This is a genomic window from Pseudescherichia vulneris, assembly GCF_902164725.1.
Lineage (GTDB): Bacteria > Pseudomonadota > Gammaproteobacteria > Enterobacterales > Enterobacteriaceae > Pseudescherichia > Pseudescherichia vulneris.
The window spans coordinates 445694-466876 of the sequence record NZ_LR607338.1; the positions used below are offsets into that span (position 1 = coordinate 445694).

Sequence of the window (21183 nt, forward strand, 5' to 3'; positions counted from 1 at the left end):
CTACGAGCCTCAGGCCTGACGCAGGTTCTGCGCCGCTTTCACCATGTTCGCCAGCGCCGCACGGGTCTCCGGCCAGCCGCGCGTTTTCAGGCCGCAGTCCGGGTTAACCCACAGGCGTTCAGCTGGGATGCGATCCGCCGCCTTCTTCAGCAGGGTCTCGATCCACGCGACGTCCGGCACGTTTGGCGAGTGGATATCGTAAACCCCCGGCCCAATCTCATTCGGGTATTCAAAGGCTTCAAACGACTCCAGCAGCTCCATATCCGAGCGCGAGGTTTCAATGGTGATCACGTCGGCATCCAGCGCGGCAATGGAATCCATGATGTCGTTGAACTCGCAGTAGCACATATGGGTGTGGATCTGCGTCTCGTCCTTCGCCACCGCGGCGTTAATACGGAAGGCTTCCACGCCCCACGCCAGATAGGCGTCCCAGTCGCTGCGCCTTAGCGGCAGCCCTTCGCGCAGGGCAGGCTCGTCGATCTGGATAATACCGATGCCCGCCGCCTCCAGATCCGCCACTTCGTCGCGCAGCGCCAGCGCGATCTGCTTCGCGATGGTTTCCCGGCTGACGTCTTCGCGCGGGAAGGACCAGCAGAGAATGGTCACTGGCCCGGTCAGCATCCCTTTTACCGGCTTGTCGGTGAGGGACTGGGCATATTTCGCCCACTCCACGGTGATCGCTTCCGGACGGCTAACGTCGCCGATCACCACTGGTGGCTTCACGCAGCGGGAGCCGTAGCTCTGCACCCAGCCGTTCTGGGTAAAGACAAAGCCGTCCAGGTGCTCGCCGAAATACTCCACCATGTCGTTACGCTCGGCTTCACCGTGCACCAGCACGTCGAGGCCCAGGCGCTCCTGTTCGGCAATCGCCTGCTTGATATGTTCGGCGATGCCGGTGCGGTAGCTGCCCGCGTCTAAACGTCCCTGTTTGAACTCCAGGCGCAGACCGCGGATCTCGGTGGTCTGCGGGAACGAGCCGATGGTCGTTGTCGGCCAGGCGGGCAGGTTGAAACGCGCCCGCTGAACCGCCGCACGCTCCGCGTAGGGACGCCCGCGCTGGCTATCTCTGGCGGTAATCGCCGCCAGCCGCTGAGCCACGGCCGTGTTGTGCACCCGGGTCGAGTGCCGTCGCGCCTGAATCGGAGCGCTCCATTCAGCCAGTGGCGCGGTGTCGCCGCTGTTCAGGGCATCACGTAGCAGAGCCAGCTCGTGACATTTTTGCAGGGCGAAGGCAAACCAGCTCTTCACTTCGCCATCCAGCCGGGTCTCCAGGCTCAGGTCAATCGGGCTATGCAGCAGCGAGCAGGAGGAGGCGACCCACAGATCGCGGTGGCCGACGATGTCTTTAATCTGGGCATATTTCTCAGTGAGATCGGCCCGCCAAACGTTACGACCGTTCACCAGCCCGGCGGAGAGCAGCCAGTCAGCTGGCAGGCGGCGATGCAGCTCGGCTACGTCATCCTTGCCGTGCACCAGGTCAACGTGCAGACCCTGTACCGGCAGCGCGGCAAGGGTATCGAGGTTCGGCGTCACGCCTTCGAAATAGGTGGTCAGCAGTAGATTCACCTGCCCTGCCAGCGCCTCATAGGCGGGCTTGAAGGCGTTCAGCCACGCCTGCGGCAGCTCCAGCACCAGCGCGGGCTCGTCGATCTGTACCCACTCGACGCCGCGTTTTGCCAGCTCGGCCAGCACCTGCTGGTAGACCGGCAGAATAGCGTTCAGCAGGCTCAGGCGGTCAAACGGCTCGCCTTTTACCTTACCCAACCACAGGTACGTTACCGGCCCCAGCAGGATGGGCTTGACCCTGTGGCCCAGCGCCAGCGCCTCGTCCACTTCGTCCAGCAGCTGGGTCCAGGTCAGCGTGAACTGCTGTCCTTGAGTGAACTCCGGCACCATATAGTGATAGTTGGTATTAAACCATTTGGTCATCTCTGCTGCCGCCGCTGGCTCACCGGTAGGCGCTCGGCCACGGCCAATGCGGAACAGGGTGTCGATATCGACCGATCCATCTCTGTTCTGATGACGAGCCGGCACGTTGCCAAGCAGCAGGCTGGTGGTCAGAACATGGTCGTACCAGGCGAAATCGCCCACCGGCAGCAGGTCAATACCCGCCTGCTTCTGCTGCTCCCAGTGGCGAGCGCGCAGCTCCCGGCCTACCGCCAGCAGCGCTTCCTGCGTGGTGTTACCCGCCCAGTAGCTCTCTTGTGCCTTCTTCAACTCGCGACGCAGACCAACGCGAGGAAAACCGAGGGTGTGATTCAGTACTGTCATGGTATGCCCCTTGTGAATTTTAGGATTTTAGACGTCCAGATGTTTACACATCTATATTCGACAGGTACTGTATATTCCTCAAGCGCAAATTGTTCATGGCGAAGTGAAGGACTTTCATGATCGAAATTAAACATCTGAAAACGCTCCAGGCGTTACGGAACAGCGGATCGCTGGCGGCCGCGGCGGCTACGCTGCATCAGACGCAGTCCGCCCTCTCCCACCAGTTCAGCGATCTCGAACAGCGCCTTGGCTTCCGTCTTTTTGTCCGTAAAAGTCAGCCGCTGCGCTTTACGCCGCAGGGCGAGATCCTGTTGCAGTTGGCCAATCAGGTGCTGCCGCAGATTAGCCGTGCGCTTCAGGAGTGTAGCGAACCGCAGCAAACTACACTGCGGATCGCCATTGAGTGTCACAGCTGTATTCAGTGGCTTACTCCCGCGCTTGAGAATTTCCGTAGCAAATGGCCGCAGGTAGAGATGGATTTCAAATCCGGCGTGACCTTCGATCCCCAGCCAGCGTTGCAGCAGAGCGAGCTGGACGTGGTGCTGACCTCAGACATTTTGCCGCGCAGCGGGCTGCACTATTCACCGATGTTTGATTTTGAAGTGCGCCTGGTGCTGGCTCCGGATCACCCTCTCGCGACCCGGGCGCGCATTACGCCGGAGGATATCGCCGCTGAAACGCTGCTGATCTATCCGGTCCAGCGCAGTCGGCTGGATATCTGGCGTCACTTCCTGCAGCCGGCGGGCATTAACCCGATGGTGAAGAGCGTGGATAATACGCTGCTGCTGATCCAGATGGTGGCGGCGCGGATGGGTATCGCGGCGCTGCCGCACTGGGTGGTGGAGAGTTTTGAGCGCCAGGGTCTGATCGTGACCAAGACCCTGGGCGAAGGACTGTGGAGCCGGCTCTACGCGGCGGTGCGCGATGGCGAGCAGCGTCAGCCGGTAACGGAGGCGTTTATTCGCTCAGCGCGGAACCATGCGTGCGACCACCTTCCTTTTGTGCGGAGCGCGGAGCGACCCAGCGGCGATGTACCCATAGGGACGCCACTATCACTGTCCCCCCAAGGATAAAGCTCGGCCAGTGGGGCTGCTCCTGCCAGATGACAAGGTTTACCAGCAGTCCTGCCGGGACGTGCATGTTGTTCATGATGCCGAGTGTACCCGCATCCACCTGGGTTGCGCCGTAGTTCCACATGAAGTAGCCAATCCCTGACGCCACCACGCCGAGAAACACCAGAATGCTCCACTGCAGGTTTGTCTCCGGCAGCTTCTGGGCGTTGCCCAATGCAAACCAGGCCACCACCGCCACCAGGAACGCGCCGAGATAGAACCAGGCAAAGGCGTTATGCTGCGGCATCGGACGGGTCTCCATCAGGCGCTTGTAGCCCACCATGCCGATGGCAAAGCTGATGTTAGAGAGCTGCACCAGCAGCAGTCCGGTCCAGAAGTGGTTAGTCACCTGATCGTAGCGGATGATCCCTGCCCCGATCACCGCCAGCAGTGCGCTCAACGCATAGCCCCAGCGCAGTCGGCGTCGGCTCATCAGATCGTAGATCAGCGTGATGTAGAGTGGCGTCAAGACGGTGAACAGTAACAGCTCGGAGACCGTCAGATAGAGATAGGCGCGGAAGCTGAGCATATACATGATGCCCAGCTGCATAGCCCCCACTAGCATATAGAGGCCGATGGTTTTCAGCCCGTGGCCTCGCGTGCGCAGGAAAGGCAGGAATACCAGTGCGGCCAGCCCAACGCGCATCAGCACGGAGAAGTAGCTGTCGATATGTCCGGCGAGGTATTCGCCATAGAGGCTAAAAGAGAAGGCCCACAGAACGGTGGTGATAATCAGTAACGCCACAATAGGTGTCTCGTTGGTTAATGAGCACCCATTGTAGCGGAGTTACCGGTTGACAGCTGATTAATAATTAATCAATCAAGAAACAGCTTGCGCAGATAGTGCGGCACGGCGTTGTCACCGTTAGTGCCGATCACTTCCAGCTCTGGATAGAGATCCTTCAGACGCTGGTGCGCGTTGCTCATGATGCAGCCTTTACCCGCCATAGAGAGCATCTCGGCATCGTTCATCCCGTCGCCAAAGGCGATGCACTCTTTCAGACTGTGGCCCATCGCTTTCGCCACTGCCTCCAGCGCGTGGCCTTTCGACACGCCGCCCGCCATCACCTCCAGACAGGTCAGCGTGGAGAAGCTGACGTTGACACGATCGCCCCAGCGAGCGTTGATGGCCTGCTCCAGGGGCAGCAGCGGTTCATGGGTATCGCAGGTGAAGAACACTTTGCTGATCCCCTCCGGTTCAAGGAGGCCTGGCTCATAGAGCGAATACTGAAAGACGGCCTCTTTGAAAAAGCGCATCTCATCCGGACGGTGACGGTTGATAAACCACTCATCGTCACGGTAGACGTTGGTATCGATATGCGGATCGTGATGCATCACGCCAAACAGATCTTCAGCGATTTCGCGATCCAGATTATGGGTAAAGACCAGGTTGCCATCGGTATCGTGCACCCGCGCCCCGTTAGAGGTGATCATATAGGCTTTGATACCCAGCTTATCGCGGATCTGTCCTACGTCGACATGGTGACGGCCAGTGGCAAAAACGAAGTTGACGCCGCGCGCGGTCAGCAGCTTTAACGTCTCTTTGGCGTAGGGAGAGAGTGAGTGGTCGGGAGAGAGCAGCGTGCCATCTAAATCAGACGCAACAACCTGATACATAATAGAATTTAACCTCTGGTCAGGCGGCGAACCGCCGGATTAGTTATGCCTGTCGAAAAAATCAACAATGGCGTTAAGCGCGACTGAGCGCATGGCGTCCTTTTCAAAAAGGATCTCATGGTACGCGCCTTTAATGACCAGCGGCCTCTCTCCCTCACAGGGATGGCCTGCTGCGGCGCGAATTTCACAAAAACGATCGTGCATACGGTTATCAACTACGCGCTCCTCTTCTGCCTGGAGCAGAAGCATAGGCGTCGCATCCTGCGCCGCACCCGCCAGCACCTTTTCACCGGCAAGAATACCCTCTCGCACCCAATGGTTTGTCGGCCCGCCGACGCGCAGCTGCGGATCGTCAGCATAGCAGCGCAGGTTTCGCTGGTAGCGTACCCGACTATGGGTAAGCACGTTAATGCTAAACGGCAGTGCATGCCAGCGTCCCGTGCCCAGCGCGTAGCTCTCCCGGAACGGCTGATAGCCTTCGGCCCAGTTCAGGATATGGCGCACCATCCAGTCGGGCAGACGGATAACAATACCAAACATGGGCGCACAGAGCGCGATCGCATCGCAACGCTGCGGCTGACGTTGCAGCAGCAGCGTGGCGATTGCCCCGCCCATTGAGTGCGCCAGAATATAACGTTTACGCCATGGGCCCGGCACAACCTCCTGCTGCCAGAAGGCCTGTAGATCGTCAACGTAGTCATCAAAATTATCGACGTGCCCGCGATGTCGGTCGGGCAGAATGCGGCCTGAGCGCCCCTGTCCACGATGGTCGATGATCAGCACGTCAAAACCGAGATGGAACAGATCGTAAGCAAGCTCGGCATATTTGACGTAGCTTTCAATACGCCCAGGACAGACAACGATCACCCGATCGTGATCGGCGGCATGAAAGCGCACAAAGCGCACTGGAATATCGCCAACGCCAATGAATTCAGCCTCTTCACGCTGCCGCCAGAAATCGGTCAAGGGTCCGTGCGTGAAAGCTGCAAAGGCATTTTCTCTTGTTTCCCACCCCTTTTTCTGCCGAAACATTGGGTTTCCGCCCCCGGTCGTCTGTAAAATTGTTTTTTTATGACTCGTGATACAACATGTTAACAATAGCGTATTGTTGCATAAAATATATCGTTCAGGGAGTTTCGCATGACCTTCGAGTGGTGGTTTGCCTATCTGCTTACCTCGATCATCCTCAGCCTCTCGCCAGGCTCCGGCGCGATTAATACCATGACCACCGCCATCAGCCACGGCTATCGGGGCGCAGCGGCGTCGATTAGCGGCCTGCAGACCGGTCTGGCCATTCATATTGTGCTGGTGGGCGTTGGACTCGGAACGCTCTTCTCCCGCTCGCTGCTGGCCTTTGAGGTACTGAAGTGGGCAGGCGCGGCCTACCTGGTATGGCTGGGCATTCAACAGTGGCGGGCCGCTGGCGCGCTGGATCTCAACACCCTCGCCCAAACCCAGTCTCGCGGACGCCTGTTTAAGCGCGCCGTCTTTGTGAACCTCACCAATCCCAAAAGCATCGTGTTCCTTGCCGCGCTGTTTCCGCAGTTTATCAATCCGGATCAGCCCCAGGTGATGCAGTACCTGGTGCTTGGCGTCACCACCGTCGTAGTAGATATCATCGTGATGATTGGCTATGCCACCCTGGCAACGCGTATTGCGGCGTGGATCAAGGGGCCGCGCCAGATGAAGGCGTTAAACCGCGTATTTGGCTCGCTGTTTATGCTGGTCGGTGCGCTGCTGGCCTCGGCAAGGCACGCGTGATAAATCCTGGAGCCTGCTCGCAGCGTTAAGGTAACAGACTGCACGTTCGAGCTGCCTCCTACGGCGCCGCCCGCAACCAGCAACGTTTCCCGTCTTGCATGCTGTTGGTCCGGTGCCATCGGTGCCAGAATGCCGCCTGACACTCTCATTCAAGGATGATGAACGATGGCGGAGACAGCAGCACCGCATGATGCGGTATTTAAAACGTTTCTTTCCCGCGTAGAAACCGCGCGGGACTTTATTGAAATTCATCTCCCGCCCGCGTTAATCCGTATCTGTAAGCTTGATACGTTACACCTGGAATCTGGCAGCTTCCTTGAAGATAGCCTGCGTCCCTACTATAGCGACGTTCTCTATTCACTGGAGACCACCTGCGGGCGTGGCTACGTGCATATTCTTATTGAACACCAGAGCTCACCGGACAAGCATATGGCGTTTCGACTGATGCGCTATGCGATAGCGGCAATGCATCAGCACCTGGAGGCTGGGCACAACGCCCTGCCGCTGGTGATCCCCATCCTGTTCTATCAAGGACGGCGTAGCCCCTACCCCTGGTCTCTGAATTGGCTAGAGGCGTTTAACGATCCAGATATTGCCCATCAACTCTATAGCACCGCCTTTCCCCTGGTGGATATCACCGTTATCCCCGACGAGGAAATTATGCAGCACCGCAGCATGGCGGCTCTGACGCTGATTCAGAAACATATCCGCCAGCGCGATATGGCGCAGCTTTTGGACAAGCTCACAGTTTTGTTGATGCTGGAGCAGATGAGCGGACAACAAATAACCACGCTGATAAACTACATCGCACAAGCAGGGGAAGCCCAGGACGTTCAGACCCTGTTATTTGGACTGGCACAGCGCGTGCCGCAGCATGGAGAAACATTGATGACGTTTGCAGAGAAATTACGCAATGAAGGCATGCAAGAAGGGAAACGCGTTGCCATACAAGAAATTGCAAAAACAATGCTTAGGCTGGGCCTCGATTCTGAGGCAATAATGAAGATCACCGGCCTGTCAAAAGACGAACTGCAGCAACTACGGCAATGAAACGCGACCCGCCCGGTTAAACCCGGACGGGCAGCGGCTTAACGAGAAATAATCAGGTGCAGGCCAAAGGCGGTGAAGAGTGCGCCCGCCACGCCGTCGATCCACTTCGCCATACGCTGGTAGCCACGGCGCATCGCTGGCAGAGCAAACAGGCTCGCCACCAGGGAAAACCAGGCGAAAGTCTCCAGCGCGATCAGCACGAAAATCCCCCAGCGAGCCGTTTCACCAACGCTGTCGCCCACAAACAGCGAGAAGACCGAGCCGAAGTAGATAATCGCCTTGGGATTTGCCAGGTTAGTCAGCAGCCCCTTCACAAAGCTACGTCCGCCGGTTGCCAGCTCAACCTGCGGTGCAGGCGCATTCAGGACCTCTTTCTTCAGCGCCCCGCGCAGCATCTGGTAGCCCATCCAGCAGAGGTAGAGCCCACCGCCGACCATAATGATGGTGTGCAGCCAGGCCATTTTTTCGAGGATCAGATTGAGGCCAAGCAGTGCGACGGCAGCCCAGATCATGACGCCAAGGGTGATCCCCAGCACGCCCATCATCGCCTCTTTGCGCGAGCGGCTGACGGCAGTTTGCGAGACAAAGAAGAAGTCCGGGCCAGGGCTCATCAGCGCGACCAGGTGCACCAGCGCCACGGTCAGAAATAGCGTTAACATAGGTTACTCGTGAAGAAAGAGAAATTAGAGCCCTATCCTGGCACCTTTTCGCCGCGCTGACTACTCATCGTCGCCGTCGACATGCTCGCGAATAAGAGTCATAAACGGCTTGCCGAAACGCTCAAGCTTGCGCATCCCGACGCCGTTCACGCTGAGCATCTCGCTGGCGGTGATCGGCATCTGCTCGGCCATCTCGATCAGCGTGGCATCGTTGAACACCACGTAGGGGGGAATGTTCTCTTCATCGGCAATGGCCTTACGCAGCTTGCGCAGTTTGGCAAACAGCTTGCGGTCGTAGTTGCCGCCGAAGATTTTCGGGTTTGCCCGCGCCTTTACCACTACCACGCGCGGCACGGCAAGCTGCAGCGGCACTTCGCCACGCAAAAACGGACGCGCGGCCTCGGTAAGCTGTAATGCCGAGTGCTGGGCAATATTCTGCGTCACTACGCCAAGGTGGATAAGCTGACGGATCACGCTCACCCAGTGCTCCGTTGTTTGATCGCGTCCTTCGCCATAGATCTTGAGCTTGTCATGGCCCATGTCGCGAATGCGCTGGTTATTCGCGCCCCGTAACACTTCGACCACGTAGCCCATGCCGAAACGCTGGCCGACGCGGTAGATAGCCGAAAGCGCTTTCTGGGCGTCCACCAGTCCGTCGTAGCGGCGCGGCGGATCGAGGCAGATATCGCAGTTGCCGCATGGCTCCTGACGCCCTTCACCAAAGTAGTTTAGCAGCACCAGACGACGGCAGGTCTGCGCTTCGGCAAACGCGCCCATCGCGTTAAGCTTGTGGCGCTCAATATCCTGCAGCTGACCCGGCGGCTTCTCTTCCAGACATTTACGCAGCCAGCCCATGTCTGCCGGATCGTAAAACAGCATCGCCTCGGCGGGCAGGCCATCACGCCCGGCGCGACCGGTCTCCTGATAGTAGGACTCAATGTTGCGCGGAATATCAAAGTGCACCACAAAGCGCACGTTGGGTTTGTTAATCCCCATTCCGAACGCCACGGTAGCCACCACGATCTGCAGATCGTCGCGCTGGAACTTCTCCTGCACGTCGGCACGAATGCTGTTATCCAGCCCGGCATGATAGGCCCCGGCGCTAAAGCCACGGGCCTGCAGGCGCGCGGCGGTATCCTCTACCTTCGCGCGGCTGTTGCAATAGATGATGCCGGATTTGCCTCGCTGCTCCTGGACGTAGCGCAGCAGCTGATCGAGCGGCTTAAACTTCTCCAGCAGCGTATAGCGAATGTTGGGGCGGTCAAAGCTGCTGACCTGGATCAGCGGATCGCGCAGGCCAAGCAAATGCACAATATCGCTGCGGGTGGTGTCATCCGCCGTAGCGGTCAGCGCCATAAAGGGCACTGAGGGGAAGCGGGCACGCAGCTGGCCGAGTGCGGCATACTCGGGGCGGAAATCGTGCCCCCACTGCGAAATACAGTGCGCCTCGTCAACCGCCACCAGACGTAGATCCCAGTGCGCGAGATGCTCAAGAAAGTTATCCAGCATCAGGCGTTCTGGGGCAATGTAGAGCAGGCGGATCTGGCCGCTGCGACAGCCCGCCATAATGCCCTGCTGCTCCTCCCGGCTCTGGGTGGAGTTGAGGCAGGCGGCCGCTACACCGTTGGCAAGCAGCTGATCGACCTGATCTTTCATCAGCGAAATTAGCGGCGATACCACCACCGTCAGACCGCTTTGTACCAGCGCCGGAATTTGATAGCAGAGGGATTTCCCGCCGCCGGTCGGCATGACCACCAGACAGTCGCGCCCAGCGAGCACGGTCTCAATGATGGTCTGCTGGCCCGGGCGGAACTGCTGGTAGCCGAAGGTGTCCCGCAAAACCTGCCCTGCCCCCGACTCCAGATTCAATACTTCCGCCTGCGCCACGTTAACCCCATCTGCCTTCAAAAAATGACTCTGCCTTAAAAAAGATCGTTAAGCATAACGCCCACGCCTACGCGTGTCTGGTTAAAGTTGTAATCAATTAATGATTCACCGTAACCGCTGTAAACCTGGGTATACAAGCGTACGTGCTTCGTGATCGGATAGCTCAGACCCAGCTCGGCGCCGCCGTAGCCGGTATTCCAGTTGTACTGTCCTTTGGCACTCAGGATGGCCTCACCCAGCTCATAGCCGATCTTGAGCTGGTAGTAGCCCATATACTTGGTGATATCCGGGTTATCATCGGTGTCGCCCACCACATACCAGGGTTTCACCTCTACCAGCCAGTTAGCATTTTGCGCCATCAGGCGGCTATAGATGCGGTTCCAGCTGCGGGAGGTGGGATCGGAGCGGCCATTAGAGTCGTGATTATACCCGAACTCGACGTCGCGCAGCGTCCAGCCTGCCAGTTCATAGTCGGTAGCGAAGCCGAGGAACAGCTGCGGCTCGTAGTTGGTTTCACGAAACGGCGAAGATTCACCGCTGTTAGAGAGCTGCCACCAGGACTTCTGCGTATAGGACGCGCCCAGCACCGAGTTTGGCCCCATGATACCGCGCCAGAGCGGGAATGCCAGGCTGAGCTGGAATTTTACTTCATCTTTGCGTGCGTTATCGGACCAGTTGTAGGTGCTGATCGCCTCTTTGTTGAGATCGCTGGTTACCGTATAGAGCAGATAGTTGGACTCATACGGATAGAGCGTAAAGGGGTTATCGTGCTCCTGTAACATATTCGCGATAATGCTGCCGCGTACGGCGGGTGCATCGTGTACAGCTTTAACCGTGGCTTCCTGCGCTAATGCTGTAAAAGGCAGTGCAATGGCTGACAAAAACCAGGGCAGATACGTCCGCATCGGTTTTGCTCTCCTGACCAAAATTGTTGAGATGGGTAATATTCAGACACCTATTTTACATATTTCTATAAACGCTGCGCAGCTATCGTTTCCGAAAGTGGAAAACAACAATTAAGAAGCATAAAATCAACAACTCATTAACTACCGGACGCATAAAATAATGTCAGCCGTTCTTACCGCCGAAGAAGCGTTACAGCTGGTGGGCGAAATTTTTGTTTATCACATGCCGTTTAACCGCGCGCTGGGCCTGGAGCTCGATCGCTATGAAAAATCCTTTGCCCAGCTCAGCTTTAGCAACCAGCCGATGATGGTCGGTAACTGGGCGCAAAGCATTCTTCATGGCGGGGTCATTGCCTCTGCGCTAGACGTCGCGGCAGGGCTGGTCTGCGTCGGCAGCACGCTCACCCGCCATGACACCATTGCTGAAGAGGAGTTGCGCACGCGCCTCGCCAGGATGGGTACCATCGATCTGCGCGTCGACTATCTGCGGCCTGGGCGGGGCAATCGCTTTACCGCAACCAGCAGCCTGCTGCGGGCGGGCAATAAGGTGGCCGTAGCCCGCGTTGAACTGCATAACGAAGAGCAGCTCTATATCGCCAGCGCCACGGCGACCTACATGGTAGGTTGAGACGGTGAAATCGGTTAACATGCTGTTACTTTTTGATCACGGATTTGGATGTTCCGATGGATGCTAAGCAGACGCGGCAGGGTGTATTACTCGCTCTTGCCGCTTATTTTATTTGGGGTATCGCACCGGCGTACTTCAAGCTGATCGACTACGTTCCCGCCAATGAGATCCTGACCCACCGGGTTATCTGGTCGTTCTTTTTTATGGTAATACTGATTAGCGTGAGCCGTCAGTGGCCGCGGCTGAAAATTCTGTTGCAAACACCCAAAAAGATCCTGCTGCTGGCCCTGTCGGCGGTGTTGGTGGGGGGTAACTGGCTGCTGTTTATCTGGGCGGTAAACAATCACCATATGCTGGAGGCCAGCCTCGGCTACTTTATTAACCCGCTGGTGAATATTGTGCTGGGCATGATCTTCCTCGGCGAGCGCTTCCGCCGTATGCAGTGGCTGGCGGTGATCCTTGCCGCCTGCGGCGTGTTGGTGCAGCTCTGGACCTTTGGCTCGCTGCCGATCATTGCTCTGGGGCTGGCGTTCAGCTTTGCCTTCTATGGCCTGGTACGCAAAAAGATCGCCGTCGACGCCCAGATGGGGATGCTGGTAGAGACCCTGTGGCTGCTGCCGGTCGCCGCCATTTGGCTGTTCGGCATTGCTGACAGCCCTACCAGCCATATGGGCAGTAACCCGTGGTCGCTCAACGTGCTGCTGATGGCGGCGGGCGTAGTGACTACCATTCCGCTGCTCTGCTTTACCGGCGCGGCCACCCGCCTGCGCCTCTCGACGCTCGGCTTTTTCCAGTATATCGGCCCGACGCTGATGTTCCTGCTGGCAGTCACCTTCTACGGCGAGATACCGGGGATGGACAAGATGGTGACCTTTGGTTTCATCTGGGTAGCGCTGGCCGTATTTGTGATGGATGCTCTCTATACCCAGCGCCGGATGCGTAAACTATAACCTCTCTTCCCCTCTTCACAGGAAGAGGGGAACGCATGCCCGCCGTCATTTTCGCCCTACCAAAGTTCGTAGTCTACAATTAACAAACACGTCTCATTTTAATACTATCCTTAATACCTTTCAGACAAAGCGTCATAATATGCTCTATAAACTATTCGTTCCTACTAATAGTGGTAGGATTTCGCGAGGCCTCTATATTGCGGCCTTTTTAGTTATTAATATCCTCGCGCTATTTTTATATGCCGAAGTTGAAAACGGCATGGTACTTATCGTTGCAACACTTTTCTTTCAGTACCTCGTGATCAACATTAATTGCTGCCGACTGCGTGACAGCGGCTTCAAAAAAATAGTGTGGTATGTCTTACTCACCATCGTCGTATTTATCGTTGCTCTGTTAGCCGACATGAATGAAGAGTATGACGTGACAGGCAGCGGCTTTAGGATCTATGTGGCGTGGTATTTCATCTGCTTTATCGCGCTGATTCTGGCCCCCACTGAGGGAAAGGATCCTGCGCCACATAGCGATACTCACAGCAAGGAATAACAATATGAAACACGACTATATGAACGACCCTTCCATTAGTGACAAATGGAAATTCCGCTTCTCTTTTCTGGACAAAAACGGTGTGCCGGGCTTCTGGGGAAATACCCCTGAATGGAAAGCGGCTTATAAGAAGTTGACCTTTGGCCAGCGCCTGAAAGTGGCAATGAACTTTTATGCCCTCTTTTTCTCAGTCATCTATTTGCTGATTCTGGGCCTGTGGAAAAAAGCAGTCGTCGTGATCTTATTGCAAATTTTAGTTGGTTTTATTGTTTTCCTGACCGACTTTGGCTGGCTGGGATCGGTGGTGTCGTTATGGGTCGCCTTCCGAACGAACATTTGGTATTACCAGAAGGTAGTGCTTAAGCAGCAGGACTGGGGCCTGTAAGAGAATATCGGCGGTTCAGGTGAACCGCCATTCCATTCAGAGCCAGTTGCGGCGTTTAAAGTAGAGATAGGGTGCCAGCCCGGCGAGGATCATAAAGATAATCGCGCCGGGGTAGCCAAAGCTCCACTTCAACTCCGGCATAAACTCAAAGTTCATCCCGTAGCTGGAGGCCACCAGCGTTGGCGGCAGGAACACCACCGACACCACCGAGAAGATCTTAATGATCCGGTTCTGCTCGATATTGATAAAGCCCATTGCCGCCTGCATCAGGAAGTTCACCTTCTGAAACAGCGATTCGTTATGCGGCAGCAGCGATTCGATATCGCGTAGGATCTCTCGAGCCTGCTCCAGCTGGCTACCCGGCAGACGCGCCTTACGTACCAGGAAGTTAAGAGCACGTTGGGTATCCATCAGGCACAAACGCACCTTCCAGCCGATATCCTCCTGCTCCGCCAGCGCAGAGAGCGCTTCGTCATACTCATCGCCCTGCTGGCCCTCCATAATGACGCGGCTCAGCTTCTCCAGATCGCTGTAGATGTTCTCAATCTCATCCGCCAGCTGTTCGATTTTGGTCTCAAAGAGATCGAGCAGCAGCTCATAGGCGTTACCGTCAACCATCGCCTGGCTGCGGGCGCGCATCCGGTAGAGGCGAAATGCCGGCAGCTCGCGTTCGCGCAGGGTAAACAGGCGACCGTCACGAATGGTGAACGCGACCGTCGAGTTACCGGCGTGATCCTCTGCATCTTCAAAAAAGAAGAAGGAGTGGATATGCAGCCCGTCCTCATCCTCAAAGAAACGCGCGGAGGCTTCGATATCTTCCAGCTCCGGACGCGTCGCAAGGCTCTGGCCAAGATCCGTCTGCACACGGTTACGTTCATCGTCATCCGGCTCGACCAGGTCCACCCATACGGCATCGATCAGGGTGGGTGTCTCTTCAACTTCGAGACGGGTCAGACGGTTATTTTCCAGTTGAAATGCGCTCAACATGACCGGGACTCCCAATACAAAAATTATCGGACAGTTCGGTGGGCACACAGAAACAAATTGGGTTTCAGACCATTAAACAGCCTGACTCAGCGCGACGGGAATTATTGCCGCTGACAACCACTAAGGCCATCAGCGCGAGGAGATAGCCTTAGGAGTTGTTCCTGAATGACAGGGAATTGAGCCAGCATCTACTGGGTGTGTCCAAGGCGAATGTCCTCTTAGCGTGATCGTGCGCGCATGTTACGCCAGCTAAAATATGGCGTCAACACGCAACGGAACGCTGAAGAGCAATAATTGGCCTTCAGCGTTTAAGGTTAGCAGAGTATTACAAAATAATGATATTTTTCTGAAAGTTACACTTCTTCCAGCCGCGCGTAAGCAGCTACCAGCCATTTGATCCCCTGGCCCTGGAAGGCCACCTGCAGACGGCTATGCTCGCCGCTGCCCTCAAGGTTGACGATGGTGCCTTCACCAAATTTCGGATGACGCACCCGCTGGCCAAGCTTGTAGCCGGAGTCGTTCTGCGTCACCGGCGTCCCCATACGCTGATGGTTCACCGGGCGGCTGATGCTGGCGCGCAGGCGCACCTCTTCCACGCAGTTTTCCGGCAGCTCGCCGATAAAGCGTGAGGGACGATGGTAGACCTCTTTGCCATACAGACGACGGGTTTCGGCATAGGTCAGCGTCAACTTCTGCATGGCGCGGGTCACGCCCACGTAGGCCAGACGACGCTCCTCCTCCAGCCTGCCGCCCTCATCCAGCGACATCTGGCTGGGGAACATTCCCTCCTCCATGCCGACGATAAACACCTGCGGGAACTCCAGGCCCTTCGCCGAGTGGAGGGTCATCAGCTGCACTGCATCCTGCCAGGTATCGGCCTGCCCTTCGCCCGCTTCCAGCGCCGCGTGGGAGAGAAACGCCTGCAGCGGCATCAGATCTTCGTCTTCGTCGTTGTAGCTAAACTGACGTGTTGCCGTCACCAGCTCCTCTAAGTTTTCGATACGAGCCTGGCCCTTTTCGCCCTTCTCCTGCTCGTACATCATCCACAGGCCGGAGTCTTTAATTACCCGGTCGGTCTGCACGTGCAGCGGCATATCGGCGGTCTCCTGGGCCAGGGCGTCGATAAGCTCAAGGAAACGCTGGAGCGCATTGGCCGCGCGTCCGGCCAGCGCCCGCTCCTGCAACAGCTCCCGGCTGGCCTGCCACAGCGTCAGCTGACGATCGCGCGACGCCTGGCGTACCACGTCCAGGGTGCGATCGCCAATGCCGCGCGTTGGCGTATTCACCACGCGCTCAAAGGCCGCATCGTCGTTGCGATTGGCAATCAGGCGCAGGTAGGAGAGAGAATCTTTGATCTCCTGGCGTTCGAAGAAGCGCATGCCGCCATAGATACGGTACGGCATGCTTACCTGGAGCAGTGCCTCTTCCAGCACGCGCGACTGGGCGTTGCTGCGGTAGAGGATCGCGCACTGCTCCAGCGCGCCGCCGCTCTCCTGCCAGGTCTTGATTCGGTTCACTACGAAGCGCGCTTCGTCGAGTTCGTTGAACGCGCAGTAGAGCGAAATCAGCTCGCCGTCGAGGCCGTCGGTCCAGAGCTTTTTCCCGAGGCGACCGTTGTTGTTCTCAATCAGGGCGTTAGCCGCGCTGAGAATGTTGCTGGTCGAGCGGTAGTTCTGCTCCAGGCGGATAGTCTCTGCACCAGGGAAGTCGTTGAGAAAGCGCTGGATGTTTTCAACCTGCGCGCCGCGCCAGCCGTAGATAGACTGGTCGTCGTCGCCCACGATCATCACTTTGCCGGTATCCCCTGCCAGCAGGCGGATCCAGGCGTACTGAATATTGTTGGTATCCTGGAACTCATCCACCAGGATATTGGTAAAGCGCTCGCGGTAGTGGTTGAGAATATGCGGCTTGTTCAGCCACAGCTCATGGGCACGCAGCAGCAGCTCGGCGAAGTCCACCAGCCCAGCGCGATCGCACGCCTCCTGATAGGCCTGATAGACCTTCTGCCAGGTCTGCTCAACCGGGTTACCAAAGCTCTGAATATGGTGCGGACGAATGCCTTCGTCTTTCTGGCCGTTGATGTACCACATCGCCTGCCGCGGCGGCCACTGCTTCTCGTCGAGGTTCATGGCCTTGATCAGACGACGCAGCAGGCGCAGCTGATCCTCGCTGTCGAGGATCTGAAAATCCTGCGGCAGGTTGGCGTCCAGATGGTGAGCGCGCAGCAAGCGGTGCGCCAGCCCGTGGAAGGTACCGACCCACATGCCGCCCTGGGTGGTGCCCATCAGCTGGCCGATACGGTGACGCATCTCTGCCGCCGCTTTGTTGGTAAAGGTCACCGCCATAATCGAGTATGGCGAGCAGTTCTCTACGCTTAGCAGCCAGGCGATACGGTGAACCAGCACGCGCGTCTTACCGCTGCCTGCGCCCGCCAGCACCAGCATGTTGCTGCGCGACGCGGCCACGGCGTCACGCTGTTTGTCATTAAGGCTGTCGAGCAGGTAAGAAACGTCCATTGGCACCGCCGGGAGAGAGGGGCCGTACAGACCCCTGTTAATATATACAGATTATCTGGTGATTATATCAGCGAGGTCAGAGATGCCAACCGGGAAATTTCAACGTGGGGTAATAGGCGACTGTCGGACGTGTGCATCAGATCGGCACTTTTCGGTTTGATCCAGCATGCCTGCATCCCGCAGCGGATCGCCCCCGCCACGTCAGTGGTGAGGTCATCGCCCACGTGCAGGATCTCTCCCAGCGGCAGGGAGAGCTTCTCCGCCGCCCGGTGGTACATATCCTGATGCGGCTTCGAACGCCCATCCGGGCCAGCGCGCAGGACAAACTCAAAGTAGTCGCCAAGGCCAAACCGTTCAGGTTGCGCGTTGCCGTTGGTGATCGCCACCAGAGGCCACTTTTTGGCCAGCGCCGCCAGCGTATCGTGCGTCGCCTGCGGGACATCGATCCGGCTGCGCCAGATAGCAAAGTTTGCCATCGCCGCCATGGCCCCCTCCTCCGCCTCTTCCGCGCTCAGGCCGGCGTCCAGCATGGCACGCTCTACCGCCCGTCGCCGCCACTCTGTGACGTCGTGGTGGATATCCGGCTCGCTTTCACGCAGCGCCTGCCGCAGCCGGTGGAAGTCGGTATTCTGCAGATGGTTAAGCGAGGGGTGATAGTTTTGCACAAAGGTCAGCGACTCGTGCTCGGTCCGCAGGATCACCTCACGGTTATCGTACAGGGTGTCATCAAGGTCAAAGGTCAGGGCCGAGATCTGACCCAGTGGACGATAAAAACGCATTATTTCCCCCGTTTGGCGCGTGGATGCGCCGCGTCGTACACCGAGGCAAGGTGTTGAAAATCAAGATGGGTATAGATTTGCGTGGTGGATAAGTTCGCGTGGCCCAGCAGCTCCTGCACGCCGCGCAGGTCGCCGCTCGACTCCAGCATGTGGGTGGCAAAGGAGTGGCGCAGCTTATGCGGATGCACGTGACTGTTCAGCCCCTGCTTAATGCCCCACTCGGCAAACCGCTTCTGCACGTTGCGCGCCGAAATCCGCTTGCCGAGCTTGGACAGAAACAGCGCATCTTCATCCGTACCAAACAGCCCGCGGAGATCCAGCCAGTGTTCAACCCAGATGACCGCGTTGCGGCCTATCGGCAAACGCCGCTCCTTGCTGCCTTTGCCCAGCACCCACACCTCACCGGTGTCGAGATCGAGATGGCGGATGTCCAGGTTTACCAGCTCAGACAGACGCAGGCCCGCGCCATACATCACCTCCAGCATCGCCCGGTCACGTACGGCCAGCGGATCGTTAAGATCGATATCCAGCAGACGATTAACGTCATCAACGTCGATATTTTTCGGCAGGTGGCGCGGCGCTTTCGGGGCAGATATTCCTTTTGCCGGGTTAGCGACCAGCTCGCCCTGGCTCACCAGCCAGTCAAAAAAGCTGCGTAGGGCTGAAAGCCGCAGCGCCAGGCTTGCTGGCCCCAGCCCCTGACGTCGGCTCTTGACCGCAAAGCTGCGCACCACGGCGGCATCACATTGCGGCCAGCTTTTGATATTGCTTTCATCTGCCAGCGTGATAATGGCAGCGAGCTGACGCTCATAGTTCAGCAGGGTGATCGGACTCAGCTGCCGCTCAACGCTCAGGTAGCGCAGAAAACGGGTCACCAGCGGCTGCAGCGGCGAGTCGATCATATCCGTTCAATCCAGCGCGCCAGCAGCTCCGGCAGCATGGCCGCCACCTCTTGCAGCAGCTGGGTGCCCTGATCCGGGTGATAGTGGGTCACATCCCGGCTGCTGAAAATAATCACGCCGAGATCGCCGTCGTGGCCCATCATGGAGAGCGCCACAGAGCCGATAGCGCGCGCTTCAGGCAATAGCAGCAGCAGCTCAGGCCCGTTAAGCGGCCCCAGATAGTGGTTCTCATGGCCCAGGCGCTGAATACGCAGCGGCTCAAACGCCTGACGGCTCAGCGCCAGATGGGTAAAATCAGAGGGCGCGCCGATGCGCCAGCGATCGGAGAACAGACGGATGCTGGCCCCGGCCAGACCCATCTCTTTTGCCCAGCGCTGGAAACGCACCAGCAGATCTTCAAGACTGCTGGCCGAAGCCATCTGCCCCTGCAGACGCAGCAGGCAGGAGAAGAGATCTTCGTTGCTGCTCGCCTGCTCCATCAGCAGGGTCATGTTCTCTTCTAGCAGGTTAATATGGTTGCGCGCACGCACCATCTGCCACTCAACCAGCGATACCGCGCCGCGCACCGGGTGCGGGACCTCGATCATCTGGACCGCCTGGGCATTGCGGATAAAAAACTCAGGATTGCGCAGCAGGTAATCCACGACCTCACGATCGGTTAGTTCGGCCAGGGCCGCCTGCTGCTCTTCCTCAATGTGCTTCATAGATGAATAAATCCGTCGTAGACGTGTGTTGCCGGGCCGGTCATAAACAGCGGCTGGCCCGGACCCTTCCAGGCAATATCAAGACGGCCGCCTGGAAGCTCCACGCGTACCTCTTCTGCCAGTAAACCTTGCTGGATCCCTACGGCCACCGCCGCACAGGCACCGCTGCCGCAGGCTTGGGTTTCCCCCGCGCCGCGTTCAAAGACGCGCAGGCGAATATGTTCGCGCTTAACGACCTGCATAAAGCCGATATTGGCGCGCTCCGGGAAGCGCTCGTGGCTCTCCAGCACCGGACCCAGGGTTTCAACCGGGGCGGTGTCGACACTCTCCACCTGAATCACGCAGTGCGGATTCCCCATCGAAACGACGCCGCACAGAATGGTCTGTTCAGCGACGCGCATAATATAGGTTTTTTCCGCTTTGTTCGCACGGAACGGCACGGCAGCGGGATCAAAATTGGGCTCGCCCATATTCACCCGTACCAGCTCATCTTCCGTGACGCTCAGCACCATGCGCCCGTTGGCGGTGCTGACGCGGATATCACGCTTGTTGGTCAGCCCCTTCAGCCGTACAAAACGGGCAAAGCAGCGCGCGCCGTTGCCGCACTGCGACACTTCGCTGCCGTCGGCGTTGTAGATCCGGTAGTGAAAGTCGAGATCCGGATCGTAAGGCGGCTCGACGATCAGCAGCTGATCGAAGCCGACGCCCAGATGGCGATCCGCCAATCGGCGGATCAGCTCCGGCGAAAAGAAGACATTCTGCGTTACCGCGTCGACGACCATAAAGTCGTTGCCAAGGCCATGCATTTTAGAGAACTGCATCATTGACTCCATTGCACAGAAACAGAATGTTACCGTCAGTAAATCACCTGGGTTGGGCCATCAGCGGTACCGCGATCGTTACGCGTCGGCGTGCCCGTCTGGGCCGGATTGTCCACTTTTTTGGTTGGCGGCGGAGCAGATTTGTCAGCGGGCGGGAAATAGAGAGGTCCCTTCAAACCGCAGCCCGTCAGGCTAAACAGGGTCAGAAGTACCGCCAGCGAACGAAAAACGTTTTTCATTATGGTTGCCTGTAAGTTCATGCTTTATGTTTTCTATCATCGCAGGAGAGGGCACAAAAGCAAGAGTTTGCACGCCGCCTGCAATGGGAATTATTTCGCGTTATACTGCCGCCATCACGATCAGAAGGAAAAAAAATGAACGACTCTGAGTTTCACCGCCTTGCCGATGGCCTGTGGCAGACCATTGAAGAGCGCCTGGATAGCTGGGACGGCGACAGCGATATCGACTGCGAGATCAACGGTGGCGTGCTGACCCTGACCTTTGAAAACGGCAGCAAAATCATCATTAACCGTCAGGAGCCGCTGCACCAGGTGTGGCTGGCAACGAAACAGGGCGGCTACCACTTCGACCTGAAAGGCGACGCGTGGATCTGCGATCGCGCCGGCGACGATTTTTGGGATTTGCTGGAGCAGGCGGCAACGCAGCAGGCTGGCGAACCGGTGAGCTTCCGTTAATAACGGCTTC

General features: G+C 57.6%; 23 protein-coding genes. 8 read left to right on the forward strand and 15 right to left on the reverse strand.

What is annotated here, in order from left to right; all coding sequences use genetic code 11:
* Positions 1-9: 9 nt before the first annotated feature.
* Positions 10-2271 (reverse strand): 5-methyltetrahydropteroyltriglutamate--homocysteine S-methyltransferase, encoded by a 2262-nt coding sequence (metE, locus tag FN633_RS01720; RefSeq protein ID WP_154056528.1) that lies wholly within the window; start codon positions 2269-2271, stop codon positions 10-12.
* Positions 2272-2387: 116 nt separating this feature from the next.
* On the opposite strand from metE, the gene metR reads away from it, so the two are divergent.
* Entirely contained in the window at positions 2388-3344 is a 957-nt protein-coding gene (gene metR, locus FN633_RS01725) for an HTH-type transcriptional regulator MetR (protein ID WP_154056529.1), read from the forward strand.
* Here the strand turns inward: metR and FN633_RS01730 are convergent.
* From FN633_RS01730 to pldB, 3 genes are all read right to left on the reverse strand, one after another.
* Positions 3229-4128, reverse strand: coding sequence for a carboxylate/amino acid/amine transporter (locus FN633_RS01730; protein WP_154056530.1), 900 nt, complete (start codon positions 4126-4128; stop codon positions 3229-3231). The genes metR and FN633_RS01730 overlap by 116 nt on opposite strands.
* Before the next feature lie 71 nt (positions 4129-4199).
* Positions 4200-5000, reverse strand: coding sequence for a sugar/pyridoxal phosphate phosphatase YigL (gene yigL, locus FN633_RS01735; RefSeq protein WP_154056531.1), 801 nt, complete (start codon positions 4998-5000; stop codon positions 4200-4202).
* Positions 5001-5039: 39 nt separating this feature from the next.
* Positions 5040-6032 carry a lysophospholipase L2 gene (gene pldB / locus FN633_RS01740; RefSeq protein WP_154056532.1) on the reverse strand — a complete coding sequence of 331 codons (993 nt, stop codon included), beginning with the start codon at positions 6030-6032 and terminating at the stop codon, positions 5040-5042.
* Positions 6033-6140: 108 nt separating this feature from the next.
* On the opposite strand from pldB, the gene rhtB reads away from it, so the two are divergent.
* Together rhtB and FN633_RS01750 are read left to right on the forward strand one after the other, a co-directional pair.
* Positions 6141-6761 (forward strand): homoserine/homoserine lactone efflux protein, encoded by a 621-nt coding sequence (gene rhtB / locus FN633_RS01745; RefSeq protein WP_042394902.1) that lies wholly within the window; start codon positions 6141-6143, stop codon positions 6759-6761.
* 165 nt (positions 6762-6926) lie between these two features.
* A complete protein-coding gene (locus tag FN633_RS01750) occupies positions 6927-7811 on the forward strand; it encodes an Rpn family recombination-promoting nuclease/putative transposase (RefSeq protein ID WP_154056533.1) in 885 nt (294 codons plus the stop codon).
* A 38-nt stretch (positions 7812-7849) separates the two neighbouring features.
* On the opposite strand, the gene rhtC is transcribed toward FN633_RS01750, so the two are convergent.
* Genes rhtC through pldA form a run of 3 tightly spaced genes read right to left on the reverse strand, consistent with a single transcriptional unit; the run spans position 7850 to position 11262 of the window.
* On the reverse strand, positions 7850-8470 hold the full coding sequence (rhtC, locus tag FN633_RS01755; RefSeq protein WP_042394910.1) for a threonine export protein RhtC: 621 nt from the start codon (positions 8468-8470) through the stop codon (positions 7850-7852).
* Positions 8471-8530: 60 nt separating this feature from the next.
* Positions 8531-10357 carry an ATP-dependent DNA helicase RecQ gene (gene recQ / locus FN633_RS01760; RefSeq protein ID WP_042394939.1) on the reverse strand — a complete coding sequence of 609 codons (1827 nt, stop codon included), beginning with the start codon at positions 10355-10357 and terminating at the stop codon, positions 8531-8533.
* 35 nt (positions 10358-10392) lie between these two features.
* Positions 10393-11262, reverse strand: a complete 870-nt coding sequence (gene pldA / locus FN633_RS01765) for a phospholipase A (protein ID WP_154056534.1) — start codon at positions 11260-11262, stop codon at positions 10393-10395.
* A gap of 160 nt (positions 11263-11422) precedes the next feature.
* Here pldA and yigI point away from each other — a divergent pair, with 160 nt between their 5' ends.
* From yigI to FN633_RS01785, 4 genes are all read left to right on the forward strand, one after another.
* Positions 11423-11890, forward strand: a complete 468-nt coding sequence (gene yigI / locus FN633_RS01770) for an acyl-CoA thioesterase YigI (RefSeq protein WP_154056535.1) — start codon at positions 11423-11425, stop codon at positions 11888-11890.
* A gap of 56 nt (positions 11891-11946) precedes the next feature.
* Entirely contained in the window at positions 11947-12840 is an 894-nt protein-coding gene (gene rarD, locus FN633_RS01775; RefSeq protein WP_154056536.1) for an EamA family transporter RarD, read from the forward strand.
* 139 nt (positions 12841-12979) lie between these two features.
* On the forward strand, positions 12980-13384 hold the full coding sequence (locus FN633_RS01780) for a hypothetical protein (RefSeq protein ID WP_154056537.1): 405 nt from the start codon (positions 12980-12982) through the stop codon (positions 13382-13384).
* Positions 13385-13388: 4 nt separating this feature from the next.
* A complete protein-coding gene (locus FN633_RS01785) occupies positions 13389-13769 on the forward strand; it encodes a DUF2628 domain-containing protein (RefSeq protein WP_042394921.1) in 381 nt (126 codons plus the stop codon).
* Positions 13770-13805: 36 nt separating this feature from the next.
* On the opposite strand, the gene corA is transcribed toward FN633_RS01785, so the two are convergent.
* The 8 genes from corA to lptM form a co-directional block, all read right to left on the reverse strand.
* Entirely contained in the window at positions 13806-14756 is a 951-nt protein-coding gene (gene corA, locus FN633_RS01790) for a magnesium/cobalt transporter CorA (protein ID WP_154056538.1), read from the reverse strand.
* Positions 14757-14904: 148 nt separating this feature from the next.
* Positions 14905-14961: a YsgD/CorL family protein gene (gene ysgD / locus FN633_RS18580; RefSeq protein WP_353621329.1), complete on the reverse strand. Its 57-nt coding sequence runs from the start codon at positions 14959-14961 to the stop codon at positions 14905-14907.
* A gap of 148 nt (positions 14962-15109) precedes the next feature.
* Positions 15110-17272: a DNA helicase II gene (gene uvrD, locus FN633_RS01795; protein WP_042394924.1), complete on the reverse strand. Its 2163-nt coding sequence runs from the start codon at positions 17270-17272 to the stop codon at positions 15110-15112.
* A 62-nt stretch (positions 17273-17334) separates the two neighbouring features.
* The gene (gene yigB, locus FN633_RS01800; RefSeq protein WP_154056539.1) at positions 17335-18051 is read right to left on the reverse strand and encodes a 5-amino-6-(5-phospho-D-ribitylamino)uracil phosphatase YigB; all 717 of its coding nucleotides are present in this window, start codon (positions 18049-18051) and stop codon (positions 17335-17337) included.
* Positions 18051-18953, reverse strand: a complete 903-nt coding sequence (gene xerC / locus FN633_RS01805) for a tyrosine recombinase XerC (protein ID WP_042394928.1) — start codon at positions 18951-18953, stop codon at positions 18051-18053. Before xerC ends, yigB begins: the two co-directional genes overlap by 1 nt.
* The gene (locus FN633_RS01810) at positions 18950-19657 is read right to left on the reverse strand and encodes a DUF484 domain-containing protein (protein ID WP_042394930.1); all 708 of its coding nucleotides are present in this window, start codon (positions 19655-19657) and stop codon (positions 18950-18952) included. The genes xerC and FN633_RS01810 overlap by 4 nt, the downstream gene beginning before the upstream one ends.
* Entirely contained in the window at positions 19654-20478 is an 825-nt protein-coding gene (gene dapF, locus FN633_RS01815; RefSeq protein ID WP_042394933.1) for a diaminopimelate epimerase, read from the reverse strand. Before dapF ends, FN633_RS01810 begins: the two co-directional genes overlap by 4 nt.
* 35 nt (positions 20479-20513) lie before the next feature.
* The gene (lptM, locus tag FN633_RS01820; RefSeq protein ID WP_042394934.1) at positions 20514-20717 is read right to left on the reverse strand and encodes an LPS translocon maturation chaperone LptM; all 204 of its coding nucleotides are present in this window, start codon (positions 20715-20717) and stop codon (positions 20514-20516) included.
* Between the two features lie 135 nt (positions 20718-20852).
* On the opposite strand from lptM, the gene cyaY reads away from it, so the two are divergent.
* A complete protein-coding gene (gene cyaY / locus FN633_RS01825; protein ID WP_154056540.1) occupies positions 20853-21173 on the forward strand; it encodes an iron donor protein CyaY in 321 nt (106 codons plus the stop codon).
* Positions 21174-21183 lie beyond the last annotated feature (10 nt).

Bases quoted from the DNA above. Each gene is read 5' to 3' on its own strand.
- rarD (WP_154056536.1), top strand. From the start codon at position 11,947: ATGGATGCTAAGCAGACGCGGCAGGGTGTATTACTCGCTCTTGCCGCT.
- rhtB (WP_042394902.1), top strand. From the start codon at position 6,141: ATGACCTTCGAGTGGTGGTTTGCCTATCTGCTTACCTCGATCATCCTC.
- rhtC (WP_042394910.1), bottom strand. From the start codon at position 8,470: ATGTTAACGCTATTTCTGACCGTGGCGCTGGTGCACCTGGTCGCGCTG.
- dapF (WP_042394933.1), bottom strand. From the start codon at position 20,478: ATGCAGTTCTCTAAAATGCATGGCCTTGGCAACGACTTTATGGTCGTC.
- cyaY (WP_154056540.1), top strand. From the start codon at position 20,853: ATGAACGACTCTGAGTTTCACCGCCTTGCCGATGGCCTGTGGCAGACC.
- yigL (WP_154056531.1), bottom strand. From the start codon at position 5,000: ATGTATCAGGTTGTTGCGTCTGATTTAGATGGCACGCTGCTCTCTCCC.
- yigI (WP_154056535.1), top strand. From the start codon at position 11,423: ATGTCAGCCGTTCTTACCGCCGAAGAAGCGTTACAGCTGGTGGGCGAA.
- pldB (WP_154056532.1), bottom strand. From the start codon at position 6,032: ATGTTTCGGCAGAAAAAGGGGTGGGAAACAAGAGAAAATGCCTTTGCA.
- FN633_RS01750 (WP_154056533.1), top strand. From the start codon at position 6,927: ATGGCGGAGACAGCAGCACCGCATGATGCGGTATTTAAAACGTTTCTT.
- xerC (WP_042394928.1), bottom strand. From the start codon at position 18,953: ATGATCGACTCGCCGCTGCAGCCGCTGGTGACCCGTTTTCTGCGCTAC.
- FN633_RS01785 (WP_042394921.1), top strand. From the start codon at position 13,389: ATGAAACACGACTATATGAACGACCCTTCCATTAGTGACAAATGGAAA.
- pldA (WP_154056534.1), bottom strand. From the start codon at position 11,262: ATGCGGACGTATCTGCCCTGGTTTTTGTCAGCCATTGCACTGCCTTTT.
- FN633_RS01780 (WP_154056537.1), top strand. From the start codon at position 12,980: ATGCTCTATAAACTATTCGTTCCTACTAATAGTGGTAGGATTTCGCGA.
- yigB (WP_154056539.1), bottom strand. From the start codon at position 18,051: ATGCGTTTTTATCGTCCACTGGGTCAGATCTCGGCCCTGACCTTTGAC.
- metR (WP_154056529.1), top strand. From the start codon at position 2,388: ATGATCGAAATTAAACATCTGAAAACGCTCCAGGCGTTACGGAACAGC.
- uvrD (WP_042394924.1), bottom strand. From the start codon at position 17,272: ATGGACGTTTCTTACCTGCTCGACAGCCTTAATGACAAACAGCGTGAC.
- metE (WP_154056528.1), bottom strand. From the start codon at position 2,271: ATGACAGTACTGAATCACACCCTCGGTTTTCCTCGCGTTGGTCTGCGT.
- lptM (WP_042394934.1), bottom strand. From the start codon at position 20,717: ATGAAAAACGTTTTTCGTTCGCTGGCGGTACTTCTGACCCTGTTTAGC.
- FN633_RS01810 (WP_042394930.1), bottom strand. From the start codon at position 19,657: ATGAAGCACATTGAGGAAGAGCAGCAGGCGGCCCTGGCCGAACTAACC.
- corA (WP_154056538.1), bottom strand. From the start codon at position 14,756: ATGTTGAGCGCATTTCAACTGGAAAATAACCGTCTGACCCGTCTCGAA.